At 72.9% G+C, this 17,997-nt stretch carries 15 protein-coding genes; 1 reads left to right on the forward strand and 14 read right to left on the reverse strand.

Translation table 11 applies throughout. The features are described from left to right. Positions 1-20 precede the first annotated feature (20 nt). The 9 genes from LPA27_RS03165 to LPA27_RS03215 form a co-directional block, all read right to left on the reverse strand. Positions 21-1,676 (reverse strand): amidase, encoded by a 1,656-nt coding sequence (locus LPA27_RS03165; protein WP_267477174.1) that lies wholly within the window; start codon positions 1,674-1,676, stop codon positions 21-23. Then, entirely contained in the window at positions 1,652-1,957 is a 306-nt protein-coding gene (locus LPA27_RS03175; protein WP_056864420.1) for a hypothetical protein, read from the reverse strand. Before LPA27_RS03175 ends, LPA27_RS03165 begins: the two co-directional genes overlap by 25 nt. Before the next feature lie 203 nt (positions 1,958-2,160). Further along, positions 2,161-2,970, reverse strand: a complete 810-nt coding sequence (gene prcA / locus LPA27_RS03180) for a proteasome subunit alpha (protein WP_228941481.1) — start codon at positions 2,968-2,970, stop codon at positions 2,161-2,163. Continuing rightward, entirely contained in the window at positions 2,967-3,791 is an 825-nt protein-coding gene (gene prcB, locus LPA27_RS03185) for a proteasome subunit beta (protein WP_416383225.1), read from the reverse strand. The genes prcA and prcB overlap by 4 nt, the downstream gene beginning before the upstream one ends. Positions 3,792-3,811: 20 nt before the next feature. Further along, a complete protein-coding gene (locus LPA27_RS03190; protein WP_056864417.1) occupies positions 3,812-4,009 on the reverse strand; it encodes a ubiquitin-like protein Pup in 198 nt (65 codons plus the stop codon). Between the two features lie 41 nt (positions 4,010-4,050). Next, positions 4,051-5,559, reverse strand: a complete 1,509-nt coding sequence (gene dop, locus LPA27_RS03195) for a depupylase/deamidase Dop (RefSeq protein ID WP_324251234.1) — start codon at positions 5,557-5,559, stop codon at positions 4,051-4,053. Positions 5,560-5,635: 76 nt separating this feature from the next. Then, complete coding sequence (gene arc / locus LPA27_RS03200) at positions 5,636-7,336, reverse strand: proteasome ATPase (protein WP_156697921.1); 1,701 nt, start codon at positions 7,334-7,336, stop codon at positions 5,636-5,638. Positions 7,337-7,554: 218 nt separating this feature from the next. Then, entirely contained in the window at positions 7,555-8,466 is a 912-nt protein-coding gene (locus LPA27_RS03205) for a tRNA (adenine-N1)-methyltransferase (protein WP_228941520.1), read from the reverse strand. 166 nt (positions 8,467-8,632) lie between these two features. Beyond that, entirely contained in the window at positions 8,633-9,799 is a 1,167-nt protein-coding gene (locus LPA27_RS03215) for a site-2 protease family protein (RefSeq protein ID WP_056864414.1), read from the reverse strand. Between the two features lie 76 nt (positions 9,800-9,875). Between LPA27_RS03215 and LPA27_RS03220 the strand changes: the two genes are divergently transcribed. Continuing rightward, the gene (locus LPA27_RS03220; RefSeq protein WP_228941482.1) at positions 9,876-10,802 is read left to right on the forward strand and encodes a RecB family exonuclease; all 927 of its coding nucleotides are present in this window, start codon (positions 9,876-9,878) and stop codon (positions 10,800-10,802) included. Here the strand turns inward: LPA27_RS03220 and LPA27_RS03225 are convergent. From LPA27_RS03225 to metH, 5 genes are all read right to left on the reverse strand, one after another. Next, positions 10,763-11,488 carry a response regulator gene (locus tag LPA27_RS03225; protein ID WP_228941483.1) on the reverse strand — a complete coding sequence of 242 codons (726 nt, stop codon included), beginning with the start codon at positions 11,486-11,488 and terminating at the stop codon, positions 10,763-10,765. The two genes, LPA27_RS03220 and LPA27_RS03225, sit on opposite strands and share 40 nt — an antisense overlap. Beyond that, the gene (locus LPA27_RS03230; RefSeq protein WP_228941484.1) at positions 11,485-12,789 is read right to left on the reverse strand and encodes a sensor histidine kinase; all 1,305 of its coding nucleotides are present in this window, start codon (positions 12,787-12,789) and stop codon (positions 11,485-11,487) included. The genes LPA27_RS03225 and LPA27_RS03230 overlap by 4 nt, the downstream gene beginning before the upstream one ends. A gap of 28 nt (positions 12,790-12,817) precedes the next feature. After that, on the reverse strand, positions 12,818-13,213 hold the full coding sequence (locus LPA27_RS03235; RefSeq protein ID WP_228941485.1) for a hypothetical protein: 396 nt from the start codon (positions 13,211-13,213) through the stop codon (positions 12,818-12,820). A 157-nt stretch (positions 13,214-13,370) separates the two neighbouring features. Next, positions 13,371-14,093, reverse strand: coding sequence for an HAD family hydrolase (locus LPA27_RS03240; RefSeq protein WP_056904048.1), 723 nt, complete (start codon positions 14,091-14,093; stop codon positions 13,371-13,373). Next, positions 14,086-17,829 carry a methionine synthase gene (metH, locus tag LPA27_RS03245; protein ID WP_267477175.1) on the reverse strand — a complete coding sequence of 1,248 codons (3,744 nt, stop codon included), beginning with the start codon at positions 17,827-17,829 and terminating at the stop codon, positions 14,086-14,088. The genes LPA27_RS03240 and metH overlap by 8 nt, the downstream gene beginning before the upstream one ends. Between the last annotated feature and the right edge of the window lie 168 nt (positions 17,830-17,997).

Raw genomic sequence — 17,997 nt, forward strand, 5'->3', positions numbered from 1 at the left:
GCGTGCCGGTGCGTGCCGGGTCAGGCGGTGAGGCGGGCCACCTCGTCGGCGCTGAGGCGGGGCGCGGCGCCGCGACGTCCGGCGACCCGGCCGCCGAGGTCGGGGTCGGCCGGGCGGCGCAGGTGCCAGTCGGTGACGGCCTGATAGGCGGCGACCACCTCGATGAGGCGGTCCTCCTCGTAGGGCGCGCCGCCGAGGACCGTGCCGACGGGCAGGGTGTCGGGGCCGGCGCTGGAGGCGGCGAAGCCGATCGGGAAGCCGATCTCCGGCAGGCCCAGGATGTCGAAGGGCACGACACTGGTCTGCAGCAGCACGTCGCAGTCGGCCATGACGGTGTCGAGCACGTCGCGCAGCAGCCGGTGCTTGGCCCGCTGCCCGGTGATCCACTCGTCGCCGGAGAGGAAGAGGCCCTGCACCCACGAGGTCAGCGAGACCCCGAACCTCGTCGGGTCCTGCTGCAGGAGGCGCAGGAAGGGCTCGGTGCGCTCGGGCAGGCGCACCGCGTTGAAGGTGCCGGTGAGCAGGGCCCAGTCGTCGGGGTAGGTGACGTCGACCAGCGTGAGCCCCGGGATCGCGTCGAGCGCGGCCAGCGCCTCGGTCTGCAGCGCGAGGGCCTCACCGGTGAAGCTCGCGAGGTACCCCTCGGGCACGCCGATCCGGGTGGCCCGGCGCGCCACGACCCTGCCCTTGCGGTCGACCTTCGGCAGCGCGGAGGCGATGAAGTCGGGCTTGCGGGGCAGGCCCTGGGTGCGGGGGTCCTGGCTGTCGACGCCAGCGAGCACCTGGAGCATGATCGCGGCGTCGAGCACGTCGCGGGCGAGTGGCCCCACGTGGTCGCGGGTGTAGGTCAGCGGCACGACGCCGTGGAGCGAGACCCGGCCCATGGTGGGCTTGAGGCCGGTGAGGTTCTGCCGGTTGGCCGGCAGGATGATGCTGCCGCCGGTCTGGGTGCCGATGGAGGAGCAGGCCATCCGTGCCGCCACCGACGTCGCGGGACCGGTCGAGGAGCCGCCCGGGTCGACGCCCGCGTCGGCCGGGGTCCACGCGTTGACCGTGGTGACGGTGCCGTTGGGCAGGGTGGCGCGGGTCGTCGCCAGGGGACCCATCTGACCCTTGCCCACCATGACCGCTCCCCCGGCCTGCAGCCGCGACCAGGCGGTCGCGTCGTAGGTCGGCACGAAGTCCTCGAAGATGGTCGAGTTGGCCGTGGTCGCGACGCCGGCGGTGAAGAAGTTGTCCTTGATCGTGAGCGGGATCCCGGCCAGCGGTCCGCTCACCCTGCCCCGGTCGACCGCCCTCGCCCGGGCCCGGGCGGCTTCGGCCGGTCGGGCGTTGAAGGCCTGGTAGACCCCGTCGTAGGTGTCGGCCCGCTCGAGGTGGGCCGAGACCAGCTCGGTGGCGGTGACGACGTTGCGGCGCAGCAGCTGGGCCGCCTCGGCCAGCGTCGCCTCGGTGGGGTCGGCCTTGGCCGCGGCCCTCACCGCGACGTTCGGCAGCCTGATGCCGGCGATGGCCCGCGCGGTGGCGGCGCGCTCGGCGGCGCTGCCGGCGGCGGGTGCGGCGGCCGCACCCTCGGTCGTGCCCACCACGCCGAGCGCGGCGGCCGCGCCGGTGGCGGCGAGGAAGGCACGGCGGTTGACCTCGGCGACCATCAGGCGTCCACCTTCCCGGTCCACGCCTCGACGATCGAGGGGTACTCCAGCGGCGGTGCGACCTGCTGGGCGTAGAGGTCGTCGTCGGTCGGTGAGCCGCTGGCGGGTCGCCAGGTGTTGATCGCGCCGGGCGTGGAGCGCACGAAGCCCTTGAGCGAGGCGACCAGGGAGTCCTGGGTCGGCACGCCCGTGGCGGCGTCGAAGGTGGTGGGCAGGAGGGAGAGGTCGAAGCCGGAGACGAGCAGGCGGGCCTTGACGAAGGCGGTGAGCTCCTCGTCGGTGAGGCTGGCGGCGGAGACGGGCATGCAGGGCACCTTTCGGGCGGGCGTGGGGTCGAGCCCGACCGTAGGAAGGCCGATCGCGCGTGCGGTGTCGACGGTGTGACCGGGGGATTTCGTGGGACGCCGGTGTGTGTCGCCCGTGGGCCCGCACGCCACGAGCCCGCCCCGGACGTGGGTCCGGGGCGGGCTCGGGCGGTGCTGGTGCCGGTGCTGGTGCCGGCCGTGGCTCAGGGCGCGACGGGGGGCTCGCCCTCCACCTCGCCGGCTCCACCGAGCAGGTCGGGCGTGGTGGTCTCCCCCGCCGCCGGCTCGGGCGCCGCCGAGGCGCGGTCGCCGAGGAGCTGCTCGAGGCGCGCGGGGCTGAGCCTGACGAACTTGCGCGGGCGCTGGCGCGTGCGGTCGAGCACGGCGACCTCGAGGTCGCGGGTGGCGATGACCCGGTCGCGCGCCACCCCCTTCTCGTCCGGGGTGTGGCCCAGGGCCGCCACCGCCAGGCGCAGGGCGTCGCCGAGCGCGGCGCCCTCGTCGTACCGCTCCTTGAGGTAGCCCGCGACGACGTCGGCCGCACCGCCCATGACGGCGTAGCCGTGCTCGTCGGCGACCTGGCCGTCGTAGGTGAGCCGGTAGACCTGGTCCTCGGCGGCCTCGTCGCCGATCTCGGCCACGAAGAGCTCGACCTCGTAGGGCTTCTCACCGCCGCTGGAGAAGATCGTGCCCAGGGTCTGGGCGTAGGCGTTGGCCAGGGCACGGCCCGACACGTCGCGCCGGTCGTAGGCGTAGCCGCGCATGTCGGCGAGGCGCACCCCGGCGATGCGGAGGTTCTCGAACTCGTTGTAGCGCCCCACCGCGGCGAAGGCGATGCGGTCGTAGATCTCGGAGACCTTGTGCAGCGCCTGGGAGGGGTTCTCGGAGACGAACAGGACGCCGTCGGCGTACTGGATCACCACGACCGAGCGGCCGCGGGCGATGCCCTTGCGCGCGAAGTCGGCCCGGTCCTTCATCAGCTGCTCGGGCGAGACGTAGAACGGCGTGCTCATGCGCGCCCACCTCCGGTCAGCGGGGCGGTGGGTCCGTCGGGGTGGGACATCCGGCCCGCGATGACACGGTCGGCGACCGCCGCGACCTCGTCGCCGGAGAGGCGTCGACCGCCCTCGGCGGTGATGACGTGGACGATGGGGAAGATGCGTCGCGCGACGTCGGGCCCGCCGGTGGCGGAGTCGTCGTCGGCGGCGTCGTAGAGCGCCTGCACGGCCAGCGTGACGACCTCGGCCTCGGTGAGGTCGGGGCGGTAGAGCTTCTTCAGCGAGCCCCGGGCGAACATCGAGCCCGAGCCGACCGCGGTGTAGCCGGTCTCCTCGTAGCGCCCGCCGGTGACGTCGTAGCTGAAGATGCGACCGCGGGCGTCACCGAGGTCGAAGCCCGCGAAGAGCGGCACGACGGCCAGCCCCTGCATGGCCATGCCGAGGTTGGAGCGGATCAGCGCCGAGAGCCGGTTGGCCTTGCCGTCGAGGGAGAGCGTCGTGCCCTCGATCTTCTCGTAGTGCTCCAGCTCGGTCTGGAAGAGCCGGATCATCTCGATGGCCAGCCCGGCGGTGCCGGCGATGCCGGCCGCGGAGTACTCGTCGGTCGCGAAGACCTTCTCGATGTCGCGCTGCGCGATGATGTTGCCCATCGTGGCGCGACGGTCACCGGCCAGCAGCACGCCGCCGGGGAAGGTCGCCCCCACGATGGTCGTGCCGTGCGGCGCGAGGTCGCCGGCCTGCCCCTGCGGCAGCGCCCGGCGCCCCGGCAGCAGGTCGGGGGCCTGGTCGGCGAGGAAGTCGCTGAAGGAGGACACCCCCGGCTGGAGGTAGGACACGGGAAGTCGTGGACCGGGGATCACTGGCCGCCCTTCTGGATGAACGACTTCACGAAGTCCTCGGCGTTGGTCTCGAGCACGTCGTCGATCTCGTCGAGGATGTCGTCGACGTCGGCGTCGATGGTGCCCTTGCGCTCGGCGACATCGGTCTCGGGGGCCGTCTCGACGGCCTCCTCGGTCTCCGAGGACCTGCGCGGCTGCTTCTGCTCCTGTGCCATACGCCGACCCTAGCGACTCCCCGGGCGCGACGAGCCGGGACTCAGCGGGTGAGCGCGGCGAAGAGCTGCTGGGCGGTCTCGCAGCGGTCGAGGAGCTCGCCCACGTGGGCCCTCGTGCCGCGCAGCGGGTCGATGGTCGGCACCCGCTGGAGCGACTCGCGCCCCGGCAGGTCGAAGATCACCGAGTCCCACGAGGCCGCGGCGACGTGGTCGGCGTACTTCTCCAGGCAGCGGCCACGGAAGTAGGCGCGGGTGTCCTCCGGCGGGTCGTGCATGGCGTCGTCGACCCCGGGCTGGTCGAGCAGGCGCTCGATGCGCCCGGCGCCGACCAGGCGGTGGTAGAGCCCCTTCTCGGGGCGGATGTCGGAGTACTGGAGGTCGATGAGGGCCAGCTTGGCGTCGTCCCAGTCCAGGCCGTCGCGCGAGCGGTACTGCTCGAGCAGCTTGAGCTTGGCCACCCAGTCCAGCTCGCCGGCGCAGAGCATCGGGTCGCGCTCGAGCCGGTCGAGCACCGACTCCCAGCGGGCGAGCACGTCGACGGTCTGCGCGTCGGCGTCGTCGCCGAGGCGGTCCTCGACGTACTTGCGGGCCAGCTCGAGGTACTCCATCTGCAGCTGCACCGCGGTCAGCGTGCGCCCGTCGCGCAGCCGCAGCAGCTGGCGCAGCGTCGGGTCGTGCGAGACCTCGCGCAGCGCGGCGACGGGGCCCTCGACGGCCAGGTCGCGGTCGAGGAAGCGGTCCTCGATCATGGCCAGCACCAGCGAGGTCGTGCCGACCTTGAGGTAGGTCGACACCTCGGCGAGGTTGGCGTCGCCGATGATGACGTGCAGGCGGCGGTACTTCTCGGGGTCGGCGTGCGGCTCGTCGCGGGTGTTGATGATCGGGCGCTTGAGCGTGGTCTCCAGGCCCACCTCGACCTCGAAGAAGTCGGCGCGCTGGCTGACCTGGAACCCGTGCTGGCGACCGTCCTGGCCGATGCCGACCCGGCCGGCGCCACAGACGACCTGGCGGCTGACGAAGAACGGCGTGAGGTGCCTGACGATGTCGGCGAACGGGGTCGAGCGGCGCATGAGGTAGTTCTCGTGCGCGCCGTAGGAGGCGCCCTTGCCGTCGGTGTTGTTCTTGTACATCAGGATCGGCGCGCCGCCGGGCAGCTGGCCCGCCCTGACCTGGGCGTCGAGCATGACCTGCTCGCCGGCCTTGTCCCAGCGCACGATGTCGAGCGGCGTGGTGACCTCGGGCGTGGAGTACTCGGGGTGGGCGTGGTCGACGTAGAGCCGGGCACCGTTGCTGAGGATCACGTTGGCCAGGCCGAGGTCCTCGTCGGTGAGCTGCGAGACGTCGGCCACCTGGCGCGACATGTCGAAGCCGCGGGCGTCGCGCAGGGGCGACTCCTCCTCGAAGTCCCACCGGGCCCGGCGGGCGCGCACCGTGGCCGAGGCGTAGGCGTTGACGACCTGCGAGGAGGCCACCATCGGGTTGGCGTGGGGCTGCCCGGCCACGGAGATGCCGTACTCGACCTCGGTGCCCATGACCCGTCGCACGCTCATGCCGCGAGCCTACGCCGCAGGTGCCTGCGGCTCCGCGGCCACCGGGGGTCCGGTCGGCCGCGGAGCCGGCGGCGGACTACAGGTACTGGCCGGTGTTGGCGACGGTGTCGATGGAGCGCCCCGGCTCGGTGCCCTGCTTGCCGGTGATGAGCGTGCGGATGAAGACGATCCGCTCGCCCTTCTTGCCCGAGATCCGCGCCCAGTCGTCGGGGTTGGTGGTGTTGGGGAGGTCCTCGTTCTCCTTGAACTCGTCGACGCACGCCTGGAGCATGTGCGAGACCCGCAGGCCGCGCTGGTCGTGGTCGAGCAGGTCCTTGATGGCCATCTTCTTGGCACGGTCGACGATGTTCTGGATCATCGCCCCGGAGTTGAAGTCCTTGAAGTAGAGGACCTCCTTGTCGCCGTTGGCGTAGGTCACCTCGAGGAAGCGGTTCTCCTCGGTCTCGGTGTACATCCGCTCGACGGTGGCCCGGATCATGCCGGCCACGCACGCGTCGCGGTCGCCGCCGAACTCGGCGAGGTCGTCGGCGTGCAGCGGCAGCGAGGTCTTGAGGTACTTGCTGAAGATGTCGCGCGCCGACTCGGCGTCGGGGCGCTCGATCTTGATCTTCACGTCGAGACGACCCGGGCGCAGGATCGCGGGGTCGATCATGTCCTCGCGGTTGGAGGCCCCGATGACCAGCACGTTCTCGAGGAGCTCGACGCCGTCGATCTCGCTGAGCAGCTGCGGGACGATGGTGTTCTCGACGTCGGAGGAGACCCCGGAGCCGCGGGTGCGGAAGAGGGAGTCCATCTCGTCGAAGAACACGATCACCGGGGTGCCGGTGCTGGCCTTCTCCCGGGCGCGCTGGAAGACCAGGCGGATGTGGCGCTCGGTCTCGCCGACGTACTTGTTGAGCAGCTCGGGGCCCTTGATGTTGAGGAAGTACGACTTGCCCTCCTGCCCCGTCCTGGCCGCGACCTTCTTGGCCAGGCTGTTGGCGACGGCCTTGGCGATGAGGGTCTTGCCGCAGCCGGGCGGGCCGTAGAGCAGCACGCCCTTGGGCGGCTTGAGCTCGTGCTCCTTGAACAGCTCGGGGTGGAGGTAGGGAAGCTCGACGGCGTCCTGGATCATCTCGATCTGGCCGCCGAGGCCGCCGATCGACTCGTAGGCGATGTCGGGGACCTCCTCGAGGACCAGCTCCTCGACCTCCGACTTCGGGACCTTCTCGTAGACGTAGCCCGCCCGCGAGTCCAGCAGCAGGGAGTCGCCCGCGCGGATGGTCTCCTGGCGCAGGGGCTCGGCGAGGCGCACGACGCGCTCCTCGTCGGCGTTGGCGATGACCAGGGCCCGCTCGCCGTCGGCGAGCAGCTCCTTGAACATCACGACCTCGCCGACCTGCTCGAACTCCAGGGCGGCCACGACGTTGAGGGCCTCGTTGAGCATGACCTCCTGGCCGCGGCGCAGGTCGTCGAGGTCGACGCCCGGGCTGACCGTCACCCGCAGCTTGCGCCCACCGGTGAAGACGTCGACGGAGTCGTCGTCGTTGCGCGACAGGAACGTGCCGAAGCCGGCCGGCGGCTGGGCCAGACGGTCGACCTCCTCCTTGAGCTTGAGGATCTGGTCGCGCGCCTCCCGCAGCGTCTGCGCGAGGCGCTCGTTCTGCGAGGTCACCGCGGCCAGCGACCGCTGGGTGTCGGCCAGGCGCAGCTCGAGGCCGCGCGGGCTCCCCGGAGCCTCGGAGAGGCGACGACGCAGGTCACCCACCTCCTGCTCCAGGAAGCGGACCTGGGTCATGAGCTCCTCGGGGCTCGCGCCCCCCGTGCCGTACCGACTCGAGCCTGACGGGTTCTCCGACGTCATCAGCGCACCTCCTGTGCTGGCGACACTACCCGCGCGACGACGTCAGGGAAGGGCGGATCCCACGGTGTCGGTCACGTTTTGGTCGCGCGCCCGACACCGCCGCGCCACCGGCACCGCCGTGCACCCGGGCGGGTGGCGGCGAGCGGGCCGACTCAGTCGGAGGCGGGGTCCTCGACCGGCACGTCGGGCGGGCGGGGGCCGGAGTAGTCGGGGCCGTAGGCGCCGGGCGCGGGACGACGGGTCTTGCGCGGCGGGCGCTCGCCCGGAGCCATCCGGCGCGCGGTCACCAGGAACGCGGTGTGGCCGATCATCTTGTGCCCCGGTCGCACCGCCAGTCCCTCGACGTGCCAGTCACGCACCAGCGACTCCCACGGCTGGGGCTCGGTGAAGCCGCCGTGGGCCCGGACGGTCTCGACGAAGCGGGAGAGCTGGGTCGTCGTGGCGACGTAGGCGCAGACGATGCCGCCGGGCACGAGCGCGTCGGCGGCGGCGTCGAGGCACTCCCAGGGCGCGAGCATGTCGAGGATGATGCGGTCGCAGCGCTCCCCGGAGGCCGGCAGCGCCTCGGCCAGGTCGCCCAGGCGCAGCTGCCACGCAGGGTGGCTGCTGCCCTCGGGAGCACCGAAGAACTGGTGGACGTTGCGCTGGGCGACCTCGGCGAACTCCTCGCGGCGCTCGTAGGAGTTCACCCGGCCGAAGGGGCCGACCGCGCGCAGCAGCGAGCAGGTGAGCGCGCCGGAGCCGACCCCGGCCTCGACCACGCGCGCGCCCGGGAAGATGTCGGCCAGGGCCACGATCTGGGCGGCATCCTTGGGGTAGACGACGGCCGCGCCGCGGGGCATGGAGACGACGAACTCCGAGAGCAGCGGGCGGAAGACGAGGTACTCCCCGCCCGCCGACGAGGCGAGGGTGAAGCCCTCCTCGCGCCCGATGAGGTCGTCGTGCTCGAGGTGGCCGCGGTTGGAGAAGAAGCGCTTGCCCGGCACGAGCTCGAAGTTGTGCCGGCGGCCCTTGGTGTCGGTCAGGCGCACCCACTCCCCCGCGCGCAGCGGTCCACGGTGCACACCCGACCACGCCTCCGGCGGTACGTCGGGATCGCGGGCCGGCTCGCCCGCGGCGTCGGGCTGCGGCTCGGCGGGCCCGCCGGCCTCGGCGGGCTCGGCGGGCTCGGTCGGCACGGGCTGCTCAGGCTGGTCGGGCACGGCCGGAACCCTAGGCCATCGGACGCGCTCAGCCCGCAGTGGCGCGGAACGCCGCCTCGAGGTCGGCGGAGGAGAGCACCCCGAAGACCGAGCCGTCGTCGGAGACCAGGACGTACTCGCTGGCCGGCTCGCTGCCCATCGCGCGCAGCAGCCCCTCCCCGCTCAGACCGACCGGGAGGGTCAGCCCGGGCGCCAGGGCCCGGCTGACGGTGGAGGTGGCCACCCAGGGGCGACGCTCCTCCGGCGTGGCGAGGAGGGCGGCCTCGTTGACGACGCCCACCGGGCGACCGTCGGGGGCGACGGTGACGATGCTCCCGGCCGCGGCCTCCTGGGCGCGGCGGACCGCCTCGGCGAGGGGCAGGTCGCTCGGCACCGCCAGGGTGCGCCGGGCCAGGTCGCGCGCGACGAGCGCCGGCAGGCGTCGGCGCAGCCGGGCGTGCGTCATGGCCGCGCTCGACCCGGCCCACAGGAAGGTGGCGACCACGAAGGCCAGCACGTAGTCGAGCAGGTCGGGGGCCACACCGGTGAGCGCCTGCTGCGCGGCCGGCCAGAACAGCACGGCCACCGCGGTCACCCGGCCGCCCCAGCCGGCGACGATGCTGCCGCGGTGCTGGTCGCCGGTGGCGCCCCACACGGCCGCCTTGAGCACCCGCCCCCCGTCGAGCGGGAGGCCGGGCACGAGGTTGAGCACGCCGACCAGCAGGTTGGAGGCGGCCAGGATGCCGATCCCCAGGCGCAGCAGGCCGTCGGGGGTGACCCACCACAGCCCACCCGCCACCGCGCCGACGGCCAGGGAGGTGAGGGGGCCGACGACGGCGATCCAGAACTCCTGGCGCGGGGTGCGCGACTCGGCGTCGATCGTGGTGGCGCCGCCGAGGAAGTGCAGCGTGATCGCGGTGACCCGGAAGCCGTAGCGGCGGGCGACGACGGCGTGGGAGGCCTCGTGCAGCAACACCGAGCCGTAGAGCACCACGGCGAGGACGACCCCCACGACGTACTTCAGCGCTCCCAGCCCTCCCCGGGCCGCCTCCACCTGCGGGGCGAGGATGACCGAGATCAGCGCCGCGACCAGGAACCACGAGGAGGAGACGAGGACGTCGCTGCCGGCGATGGTGCCGACCTTGAACGTGCCCGCGGGGCGCGCGCGGCCTCGCTCGGGGGTCGGCGGGTCGCCCTGTGGGCCGGTCGGGGACACGCTGCGAGGCTATCGGACCCGCGGTGGCCCGCTCACGGGCGCGGGGACGTCGGCGGTCGGCCCTAGGCTGCCCGGCATGGCCAGTCCCACCGTCCCGACCGTCGCCGACTCCCCCGCCGAGCGGCTCTCGACACCGGTCGACGGCGTCGAGGTCGTGGGTGCCCTCTCGCCCAGCCGGGCCGGCGACTTCACCACGTGCCCCCTGCTCTACCGCTTCCGCACGATCGACCGCCTGCCCGAGCCGCCCAGCGTCGACGCCGTGCGCGGCACGCTCGTGCACAAGGTGCTGGAGGACCTCTTCGACCTGCCGGCCGCCGAGCGCACCCCCGAGCGCGCGAGCACGATGGTCGACCCGACGTGGGAGGCGCTGGTCGAGGCCGAGCCGGGCCTCGCCGAGCTCTTCGAGGACCGCGAGGGGCCGCAGGCCGCGGCCTGGCTGGCGTCGTGCCGCGTGGTGCTGGACCGGTGGTTCACCCTCGAGGACCCCACGCGGCTCGAGCCGGCGGAGCGCGAGGTCTACGTCGAGACCGTCCTGGAGTCGCGGCTGCTGCTGCGGGGCTTTGTGGACCGGCTCGACGTGGCGCCCGACGGCGCGCTGCGCGTGGTCGACTACAAGACCGGACGCTCCCCGGGCGAGGGCTTCGAGGCCCGTGCGCTCTTCCAGATGCGGTTCTACGCCCTGGTGCTGTGGCGCACGCGCGGGGTCGTGCCGAAGGTCCTGCAGCTGGTCTACCTGGGCAACGGCGAGATCGTCCGCTACGAGCCCGACGAGGCCGACCTGGTCGCCACCGAGCGCAAGGTGGAGGCCATCTGGGCCGCGATCCGCAGCGCCCGCGAGAGCGGGGAGTGGCTGCCCAGCCCCGGACGGCTGTGCTCGTGGTGCGCCCACCAGGCCCTCTGCCCGGCCTTCGGGGGCACTCCCCCGCCGCTGCCGGTCGTGGGGCCCTCCGACGCCGTGTCGGCTCAGGTGTCCGAGGGCGCCCCCGGCACCTCCACGCCCTGACGCTCGGCCCACAGCGCGGCCTGCGTGCGGTCGACGACGCCGATCGCGGCGTAGACCCGCGTCAGGTGGGCCTTGACCGTGCGGTCGGTGATGCCCAGGCGGCGGGCGATCTGCTTGTTGGCCAGACCGGCACGGACGAGTCCCAGCACCTCCAGCTCGCGGCGGGTCAGCCCCGCCGGGGTGCTCGCGCGGCCCCCGGGCGGCGGCACGCCGGGACCGCCCGTCCCGGGCAGGCGACCCCCGGACGGCTGCCGGGAGCCGAGGAGCCGCCGCGCGGCGCGGGGGTCGAGAGGGGACTCCCCGCGGCTGACCGCGTGGACCCCGGCCACGAGCACGTCGGGGTCGGCGTCCTTGAGCAGGTAGCCGACCGCACCCGCGTCGAGGGCCGCGACGATGCGCTCGGAGTCGGAGAACGACGTCAGCACCAGCACCTCGGCCAGCCCCTCGGCGACGACCGCGCGGGTCGCCTGCACGCCGTCGACCCCCGGCATCTGCAGGTCCATCACCACGACGTCGGGTCGCAGCCGTCGTGCGAGGTCGACGGCCTCGGCGCCGTCGGCGGCCGACCCGACCACCTCGACCCCGGCGCTGGCGGAGAGCAGCTGCGAGAGACCGTGCCGCACCACGGCGTGGTCGTCGACGAGCACGACCCGCACGACGGGCGCCGCGGGCACGGGGTCGCTCACCGCTCGACCCTCAGCAGGACGCGGGTGCCCTCGCCGGGCGCGCTGTCGACCAACAGGGAGCCGCCGGTGTCCTCGACGAGGCTCTGCAGGCCGCGCAGGCCGTAGCTGCTGCGGTCGCGGACCGCCTCGGGGTCGAACCCGACGCCGTCGTCGGCCACCTCGAGCACGAGTCCGGAGGGCGCGGCGCCGACCTCCACCGAGAGCCTCCCGGCGGCGGAGTGCCGGATGGCGTTGCGCACGGCCTCCTGCGCCACGCGCCAGACCAGCGCCACCTCCGCGTCGGGCGCGTGGGCCACGTCGTCGTGCACGGCCACGGTGGCCTCGATGCCCGCGGCCTCGGCGGGCGCCACGAGGTCGGACAGCGCGGCGGCCAGCCCGCGCGCGTGCAGGTCGGGCGGGTGGATCTCCGCCAGCAGCGAGCGCAGCGCCTTAAGGCTGTCGCGCAGGGCCACACCGGTGTCCTCCAGGAGGTCGCGCGCCCGGGTGGGTGTCGCCGGGTCGCGGCTCAGCGCCGACAGGGAGAAGGCCGTGCCGGCGAGGTCCTGCACCACGCCGTCGTGCAGGTCGCGCGCGATGCGGCGGCGCTCCGCGTCGGAGGCGCTGATCGCCGAGCGCAGCAGCCGCTCCCGGTCACGGGACGCCGTGCGGAGCTGCCGGGTGAGGAGGGTCAGCAGACAGGTGACGATCACCACGAGGAGGAGGAAGGGGCCCACGGTGATCCAGCGGTAGGCGTTGTAGATCTCCTCGCGCCGCGACTCGATGTCCTGCACGTCGTAGAAGGCCTCGACGAGCACCTGCCGTCCCTGCGGCGTCTGGCTCCCGGTGAAGACCTGGACCAGGTCGTCCGGAGAGCCGTCGGGCCCGGCGGGCACCAGGGGTGCCCGGTCCCCCGCCGGCGCCGATCCCGTGCCTCCGTCGAGCAGCGCCGCCTCCTCGGCGGCGGTGAGGGGGTACACCTGTCCGATCAGGCTGAGGTCGGGGGCGTAGACGACCGTGCCGTCGGCGGCGCGCACCGTCAGCGCCTCGATCCGCGCCGGGCTGTTGGACACCAGCTGCCGCATCTCCCGGTCGAAACGGTCGAGGGTGCCGGGGAGCGACTTGCTGCTGCCGGGGAACAGACGCTCCTTGAGGTAGGGCTCCACCAGGGCGGCCGTGACGAGGCGGTTGGTCGCCCGGCGCTCGGCCAACGCGCCCTCCTCGGCGGCGCGGTCCGCGAGGCGTCCCGCGACGACCGCGATCACGACCAGGAGGGCGCCGCTGACGAGGAGGAACCCGACGACGGGGTGGCGCAGCAGCCTCATGGTCCTCAGATCGTGACAGCGGGCTCGGTCAGAAGATGACCTCACCCTTGCAGATCACGCCGTTCGCCGTGTTCTCAGCCCGGAACTCGATGTCGTCGGCCCCCCCGAGGTCGATCATCGACCGCGAGATGCGGAAGGACCGGTCGGCGTCCTTGGCGCGCACCTCGCCCTTGGCCGAGAAGTCGTCGTTGTGGCGCATGCGCCACTCCCAGACGTCGTCGTCCTCGGAGAAGACGCTGCCGACGACGGTGAGGCGTCCGTTGCCGTCGGCGCTGACACGGAGCCTGTAGCTCGACGTGCTGTCACCGCGGCAGCCTCCCCGATCAGTCTCGCCGTCACCCGCCGCCGCACCAGGTGCGGTGGCGAGGGCCGCTGCGCCCACCATGCATAAGGACGTGACGACGAGACTGATCCGGGCCGGCACCGCTGCTCTCCTCCGCTTCCGCGGAGTCGAGTAGCGTCCCCGAGGTGAGGTAAATCTGACCGACGCGAGAGGGTCTGCGCCACTGTCCTCTGGTACTAGGACCCCGGTACGACCCGGACGGGTCGACCTGCGTGGGCGCCGGTCCATCCCGGCGGCCTCAGCGGGCACGCCGCCCCGCCCCGGCTGCGGCGTGGGTGGCGGCGAGGTCGTCGACGCCGAGCCCGTGCAGGCTGTCGCGGAAGACCCGGCGCGGCCCGGGCGGCACCGCCACGTGGTGCGGCACCACGAGCACCGAGCACCCGGCCGCGGCGGCCGAGGCGGCGCCGGTGGCGGAGTCCTCGACGGCCAGGCAGTGCGCAGGATCGAGCCCCAGCCGCTCGGCCGCGAGCAGGTAGGGGTCGGGGTGGGGCTTGCCCCGCTCGACCTGGTCGCCGGTCACGACGACGTCGAAGCTGGCCTCCGGGAGCGCATCGACGACCGGCTCGACGAAGCGGGTCCACGACATCGTCACCAGCGCCGTCGGGAGCCCCGCCGCGCGGGTCGCGGAGAGGAGCTCGCGGGCGCCCGGCCGCCACGGCACGTCGACGCGCACCTGCTCGACGACACCGTCGAGCAGGCGCTCGACGATGGCGCGGGGGGTGAGGTCGAGGCCCATGCGCTCGCGGATGTAGACCGCCGAGTCGAGCAGGTCGTTGCCGACCAGCCGCATCGCGTCCTCGTGGGTCCACGTCGCACCGTGCTCGGCGGCCAGCGCGTGCTCCGTCGCGATCCAGTAGGGCTCGGTGTCGACGAGCGTGCCGTCCATGTCCCACAGGACCGCCGCGGGCAGCGCTCCACCGGGGCTGCGTCCGGCGGAGCGCACGAGGTCGGCCTCAGTCATCGGGGTCGTAGCCCAGGCTCGGCGAGAGCCACCGCTCCGCCTCCGCGAGCGACCAGCCCTTGCGCGCGGCGTAGTCCTCGACCTGGTCGCGACCGAGGCGACCGACCACGAAGTACTGCGACTGCGGGTGGCTGAAGTACCAGCCCGACACCGACGCGCCGGGCCACATGGCCATCGACTCGGTGAGGGTGATCCCGGTGGTCTTCTCGACGTCGAGGAGGTCCCACAGGGTCAGCTTCTCGGTGTGGTCGGGGCAGGCGGGGTAGCCCGGCGCGGGGCGGATGCCGGAGTACTTCTCGGCGATGAGGTCCTCGTTGCTCAGCTGCTCCTCGGGCACGTGGCCCCAGAACTCCGTGCGCACCCGCTGGTGCAGACGCTCGGCGAAGGCCTCGGCGAGGCGGTCGGCCAGCGACTCCAGCAGGATCGCGCTGTAGTCGTCGTGCTCGGCCTTGTAGGCCTCGACGCGCTCGGGCAGGCCGATCCCGGCGGTGACCGCGAAGCCGCCGACGTGGTCGGCGATGCCCGTCTCGCGGGGAGCGACGTAGTCGGCCAGCGAGCGGTGGGGCACGCCCTCGCGGTGCTCGCCCTGCTGGCGCAGGTGGTGGAGCACCGTGCGCACCTCGGTGCGCTCCTCGTCGGCCCACACGACGGTGTCGTCACCGTCGCCGTTGGCCGGCAGCAGCCCGTAGACCCCGCGCGCGGTGAGCCACTTCTCGGCCACGATGCGGTCGAGCATCTCCTGGGCGTCGTCGTAGAGCTTGCGCGCGGTCTCCCCCGAGGCGGGGTTGTTGAGGATGTCGGGGAAGCGCCCCTTCATCTCCCAGGCGTTGAAGAAGGGCTGCCAGTCGATGTACTCGCGCAGCTCGGCGATGTCGTAGTCCTCGAGGACGTGCACGCCGGGCCGGCGCGGTGCCGGGGCGTCGTAGCCGCTCCAGTCCACGGGGGTGGCGTCGGCGCGGGCCCGGTCGTAGGGCGGCAGGCGACGCTCGCTCTTGCCGGCGTGACGGGTGCGCAGGGAGTCGTAGTCGGCCTTGACGTCGGCCAGCAGGGCCTCGCGGCGCGTCTCGTGCAGCAGCGCCGCCGCGGTGGGCACCGAGCGCGAGGCGTCCTTGACCCAGACGACCGGTCCGTCGTAGCGGGGGTCGACCTTGACCGCGGTGTGGGCGCGCGAGGTGGTGGCCCCGCCGATGAGCAGCGGGATGGTCAGGCCCTGGCGCTGCATCTCGGTGGCGAGGTTGACCATCTCGTCCAGCGAGGGCGTGATGAGGCCCGACAGCCCGATGATGTCGGCGCCGACCTCCTGGGCGGTGTCGAGGATCTTCTGCGCCGGCACCATGACGCCGAGGTCGATGACCTCGTAGTTGTTGCACTGCAGCACCACACCGACGATGTTCTTGCCGATGTCGTGCACGTCGCCCTTGACCGTGGCCATGACGATCGTGCCGTTGGTCTCCTTGGCGGTGGCCAGCGCCGGGTTGTCGAGCTTCTCCTGCTCGATGAACGGGATGAGGTAGGCCACGGCCTTCTTCATCACGCGCGCCGACTTCACCACCTGCGGCAGGAACATCTTGCCCGCGCCGAAGAGGTCGCCGACGACGTCCATGCCCGACATCAGCGGGCCCTCGATGACCTCGATCGGTCGACCGCCGCGCGCCGCGATCTCCCGACGCAGCTCCTCGGTGTCGGACTCCACGTGGGCGTCGAGCCCCTTGACGAGGGCGTGCGTGATGCGCTCCCCCACCGGGAGCTCGCGCCAGGCCTCGGTGACGGCCTCGACGGCCTCGCCAGCGCGGTTGTGCTCCTCGGCGATCTCCAGCAGGCGCTCGGCGGCGTCGGGGCGCCGGTCGAGCACGACGTCCTCGATGCGCTCGCGCAGCTCGGGCTCGACCTCGTCGTAGACCACCAGGGCCCCGGCGTTGACGATGCCCATGTCGAGGCCGGCCTCGATGGCGTGGAAGAGGAAGACGGCGTGGATCGCCTCGCGCACCGGGTTGTTGCCGCGGAAGGAGAAGCTGACGTTGGAGATGCCGCCCGAGACCTTCGCGCCGGGGAGGTTCTGCTTGATCCAGCGGGTGGCCTCGATGAAGTCCAGCCCGTAGGACGCGTGCTCCTCGATGCCGGTGGCCACCGCGAAGACGTTGGGGTCGAAGATGATGTCCTCGGGCGGGAAGTCGACCTCGTCGACCAGGATCCGGTAGGCGCGCTCGCAGATGGCCTTGCGGCGCTCCAGGTTGTCGGCCTGGCCGTCCTCGTCGAAGGCCATGACCACCGCGGCGGCGCCGTACTTGCGGCACAGGCGGGCCTGGGCGCGGAAGGCGTCCTCGCCCTCCTTCATCGAGATCGAGTTCACGATGGCCTTGCCCTGGACGTTCTTCAGGCCGGCCTCGATCACCTCGAACTTCGAGGAGTCCACCATCACCGGCACCCGGCTGATGTCGGGCTCGCTGGCGATGAGCTTGGTGAAGCGGTCCATGGCCGCGACGCCGTCGATCATGCCCTCGTCCATGTTGACGTCGATGACCTGCGCGCCGTTCTCGACCTGCTGCGCGGCCACTGACAGGGCCGCGTCGTAGTCGCCGGCCTTGATGAGGTTGCGGAAGCGGGCCGAGCCGGTGATGTTGGTGCGCTCGCCGATGTTGACGAAGAGGCTGGAGGAGTCGACCGTGAAGGGCTCGAGGCCCGAGAGGCGCAGCGCGGGGCCCACCGACGGCACCTCGCGGCGGGTGCGACCCTCGACGGCGCCGGCGATGGCGGCGATGTGGGCCGGGGTCGTGCCGCAGCAGCCGCCGACGATGTTGACGAAGCCGGCCTCCGCGAACTCCCCCACGACCGCGGCCGTCTGCTCCGGGGTCTCGTCGTACTCGCCGAAGGCGTTGGGCAGCCCGGCGTTGGGGTAGCAGGACACGAAGGTGTCGGCGATGCGCGAGATCTCCGCGACGTAGGGGCGCATCTCGCTGGCCCCGAGGGCGCAGTTGAGGCCGACCGCGATCGGTCGGGCGTGGCGCACGGAGTCCCAGAAGGCCTCGGTGACCTGGCCCGACAGCGTGCGCCCCGAGGCGTCGGTGATCGTGCCGGAGATGATGACCGGCCAGCGGCGCCCGGTCTGCTCGAAGAGCGTCTCGAGGGCGAAGATCGCCGCCTTCGCGTTGAGGGTGTCGAAGATGGTCTCGACCATCAGCAGGTCGGCCCCGCCGTCGACGAGGCCGCGCGCGGCCTCGAGGTAGGCCTCGACGAGCTGGTCGTAGGAGACGTTGCGCGCGCCCGGGTCGTTGACGTCCGGGGAGATGGAGGCGGTGCGGGTGGTGGGACCGAGCGCACCCGCGACGTAGCGCGGTCGCTCCGGGGTGGCCACCTCGTCGGCGACGCGGCGGGCCAGCCGCGCGGCCTCGAGGTTGAGCTCGCGGGCCAGCTCGGCCATGCCGTAGTCCGAGAGCGAGACGGCGTTGGCGTTGAAGGTGTTGGTCTCGAGCAGGTCGGCGCCGGCCTCGAGGTACTCCCGGTGGATGCCCGCGATGATGTCGGGCTGGGTCAGGGTGAGCAGGTCGTTGTTGCCGACCAGGTCGCTGGGCCAGTCGGCGAAGCGCTCGCCGCGGTAGCCGGCCTCGTCGGGCCGGTCGCGCTGGATCGCGGTGCCCATCGCGCCGTCGAGCACCAGGATCCGCTCCTGCAGGGCGCGGGTGAGCGCCTCGGTGGCGTCGGGACGCCAGTCGACGGAGGTGTCCTCGGGCTCGGGCAACGCAGCTCCTCTCGGGGGGCGCCGCGCTCGACCCGGACGACGGTGGCCGGGCGTGCGCGGGCGGTCTGGCCAGCGTAGGAACAGCGTCCGAGGGCCGGACAGGATTCCCAGATCGTGACACCGGTCCGCGGACCGGACGAAATCCTCACCCGTCTCCTAGGCTGGCTC

The sequence above is a fragment of the Nocardioides sp. Leaf374 genome (assembly GCF_916862475.1).
GTDB classification, from domain to species: Bacteria; Actinomycetota; Actinomycetes; order Propionibacteriales; family Nocardioidaceae; genus Nocardioides; species Nocardioides kribbensis.

Bases quoted from the DNA above. Each gene is read 5' to 3' on its own strand.
- LPA27_RS03190 (WP_056864417.1), bottom strand. From the start codon at position 4,009: ATGGCACAGGAGCAGAAGCAGCCGCGCAGGTCCTCGGAGACCGAGGAG.
- arc (WP_156697921.1), bottom strand. From the start codon at position 7,336: ATGACCCAGGTCCGCTTCCTGGAGCAGGAGGTGGGTGACCTGCGTCGT.
- LPA27_RS03175 (WP_056864420.1), bottom strand. From the start codon at position 1,957: ATGCCCGTCTCCGCCGCCAGCCTCACCGACGAGGAGCTCACCGCCTTC.
- LPA27_RS03230 (WP_228941484.1), bottom strand. From the start codon at position 12,789: ATGAGGCTGCTGCGCCACCCCGTCGTCGGGTTCCTCCTCGTCAGCGGC.
- LPA27_RS03240 (WP_056904048.1), bottom strand. From the start codon at position 14,093: ATGACTGAGGCCGACCTCGTGCGCTCCGCCGGACGCAGCCCCGGTGGA.
- LPA27_RS03220 (WP_228941482.1), top strand. From the start codon at position 9,876: ATGGCCAGTCCCACCGTCCCGACCGTCGCCGACTCCCCCGCCGAGCGG.
- dop (WP_324251234.1), bottom strand. From the start codon at position 5,559: ATGAGCGTGCGACGGGTCATGGGCACCGAGGTCGAGTACGGCATCTCC.
- prcA (WP_228941481.1), bottom strand. From the start codon at position 2,970: ATGAGCACGCCGTTCTACGTCTCGCCCGAGCAGCTGATGAAGGACCGG.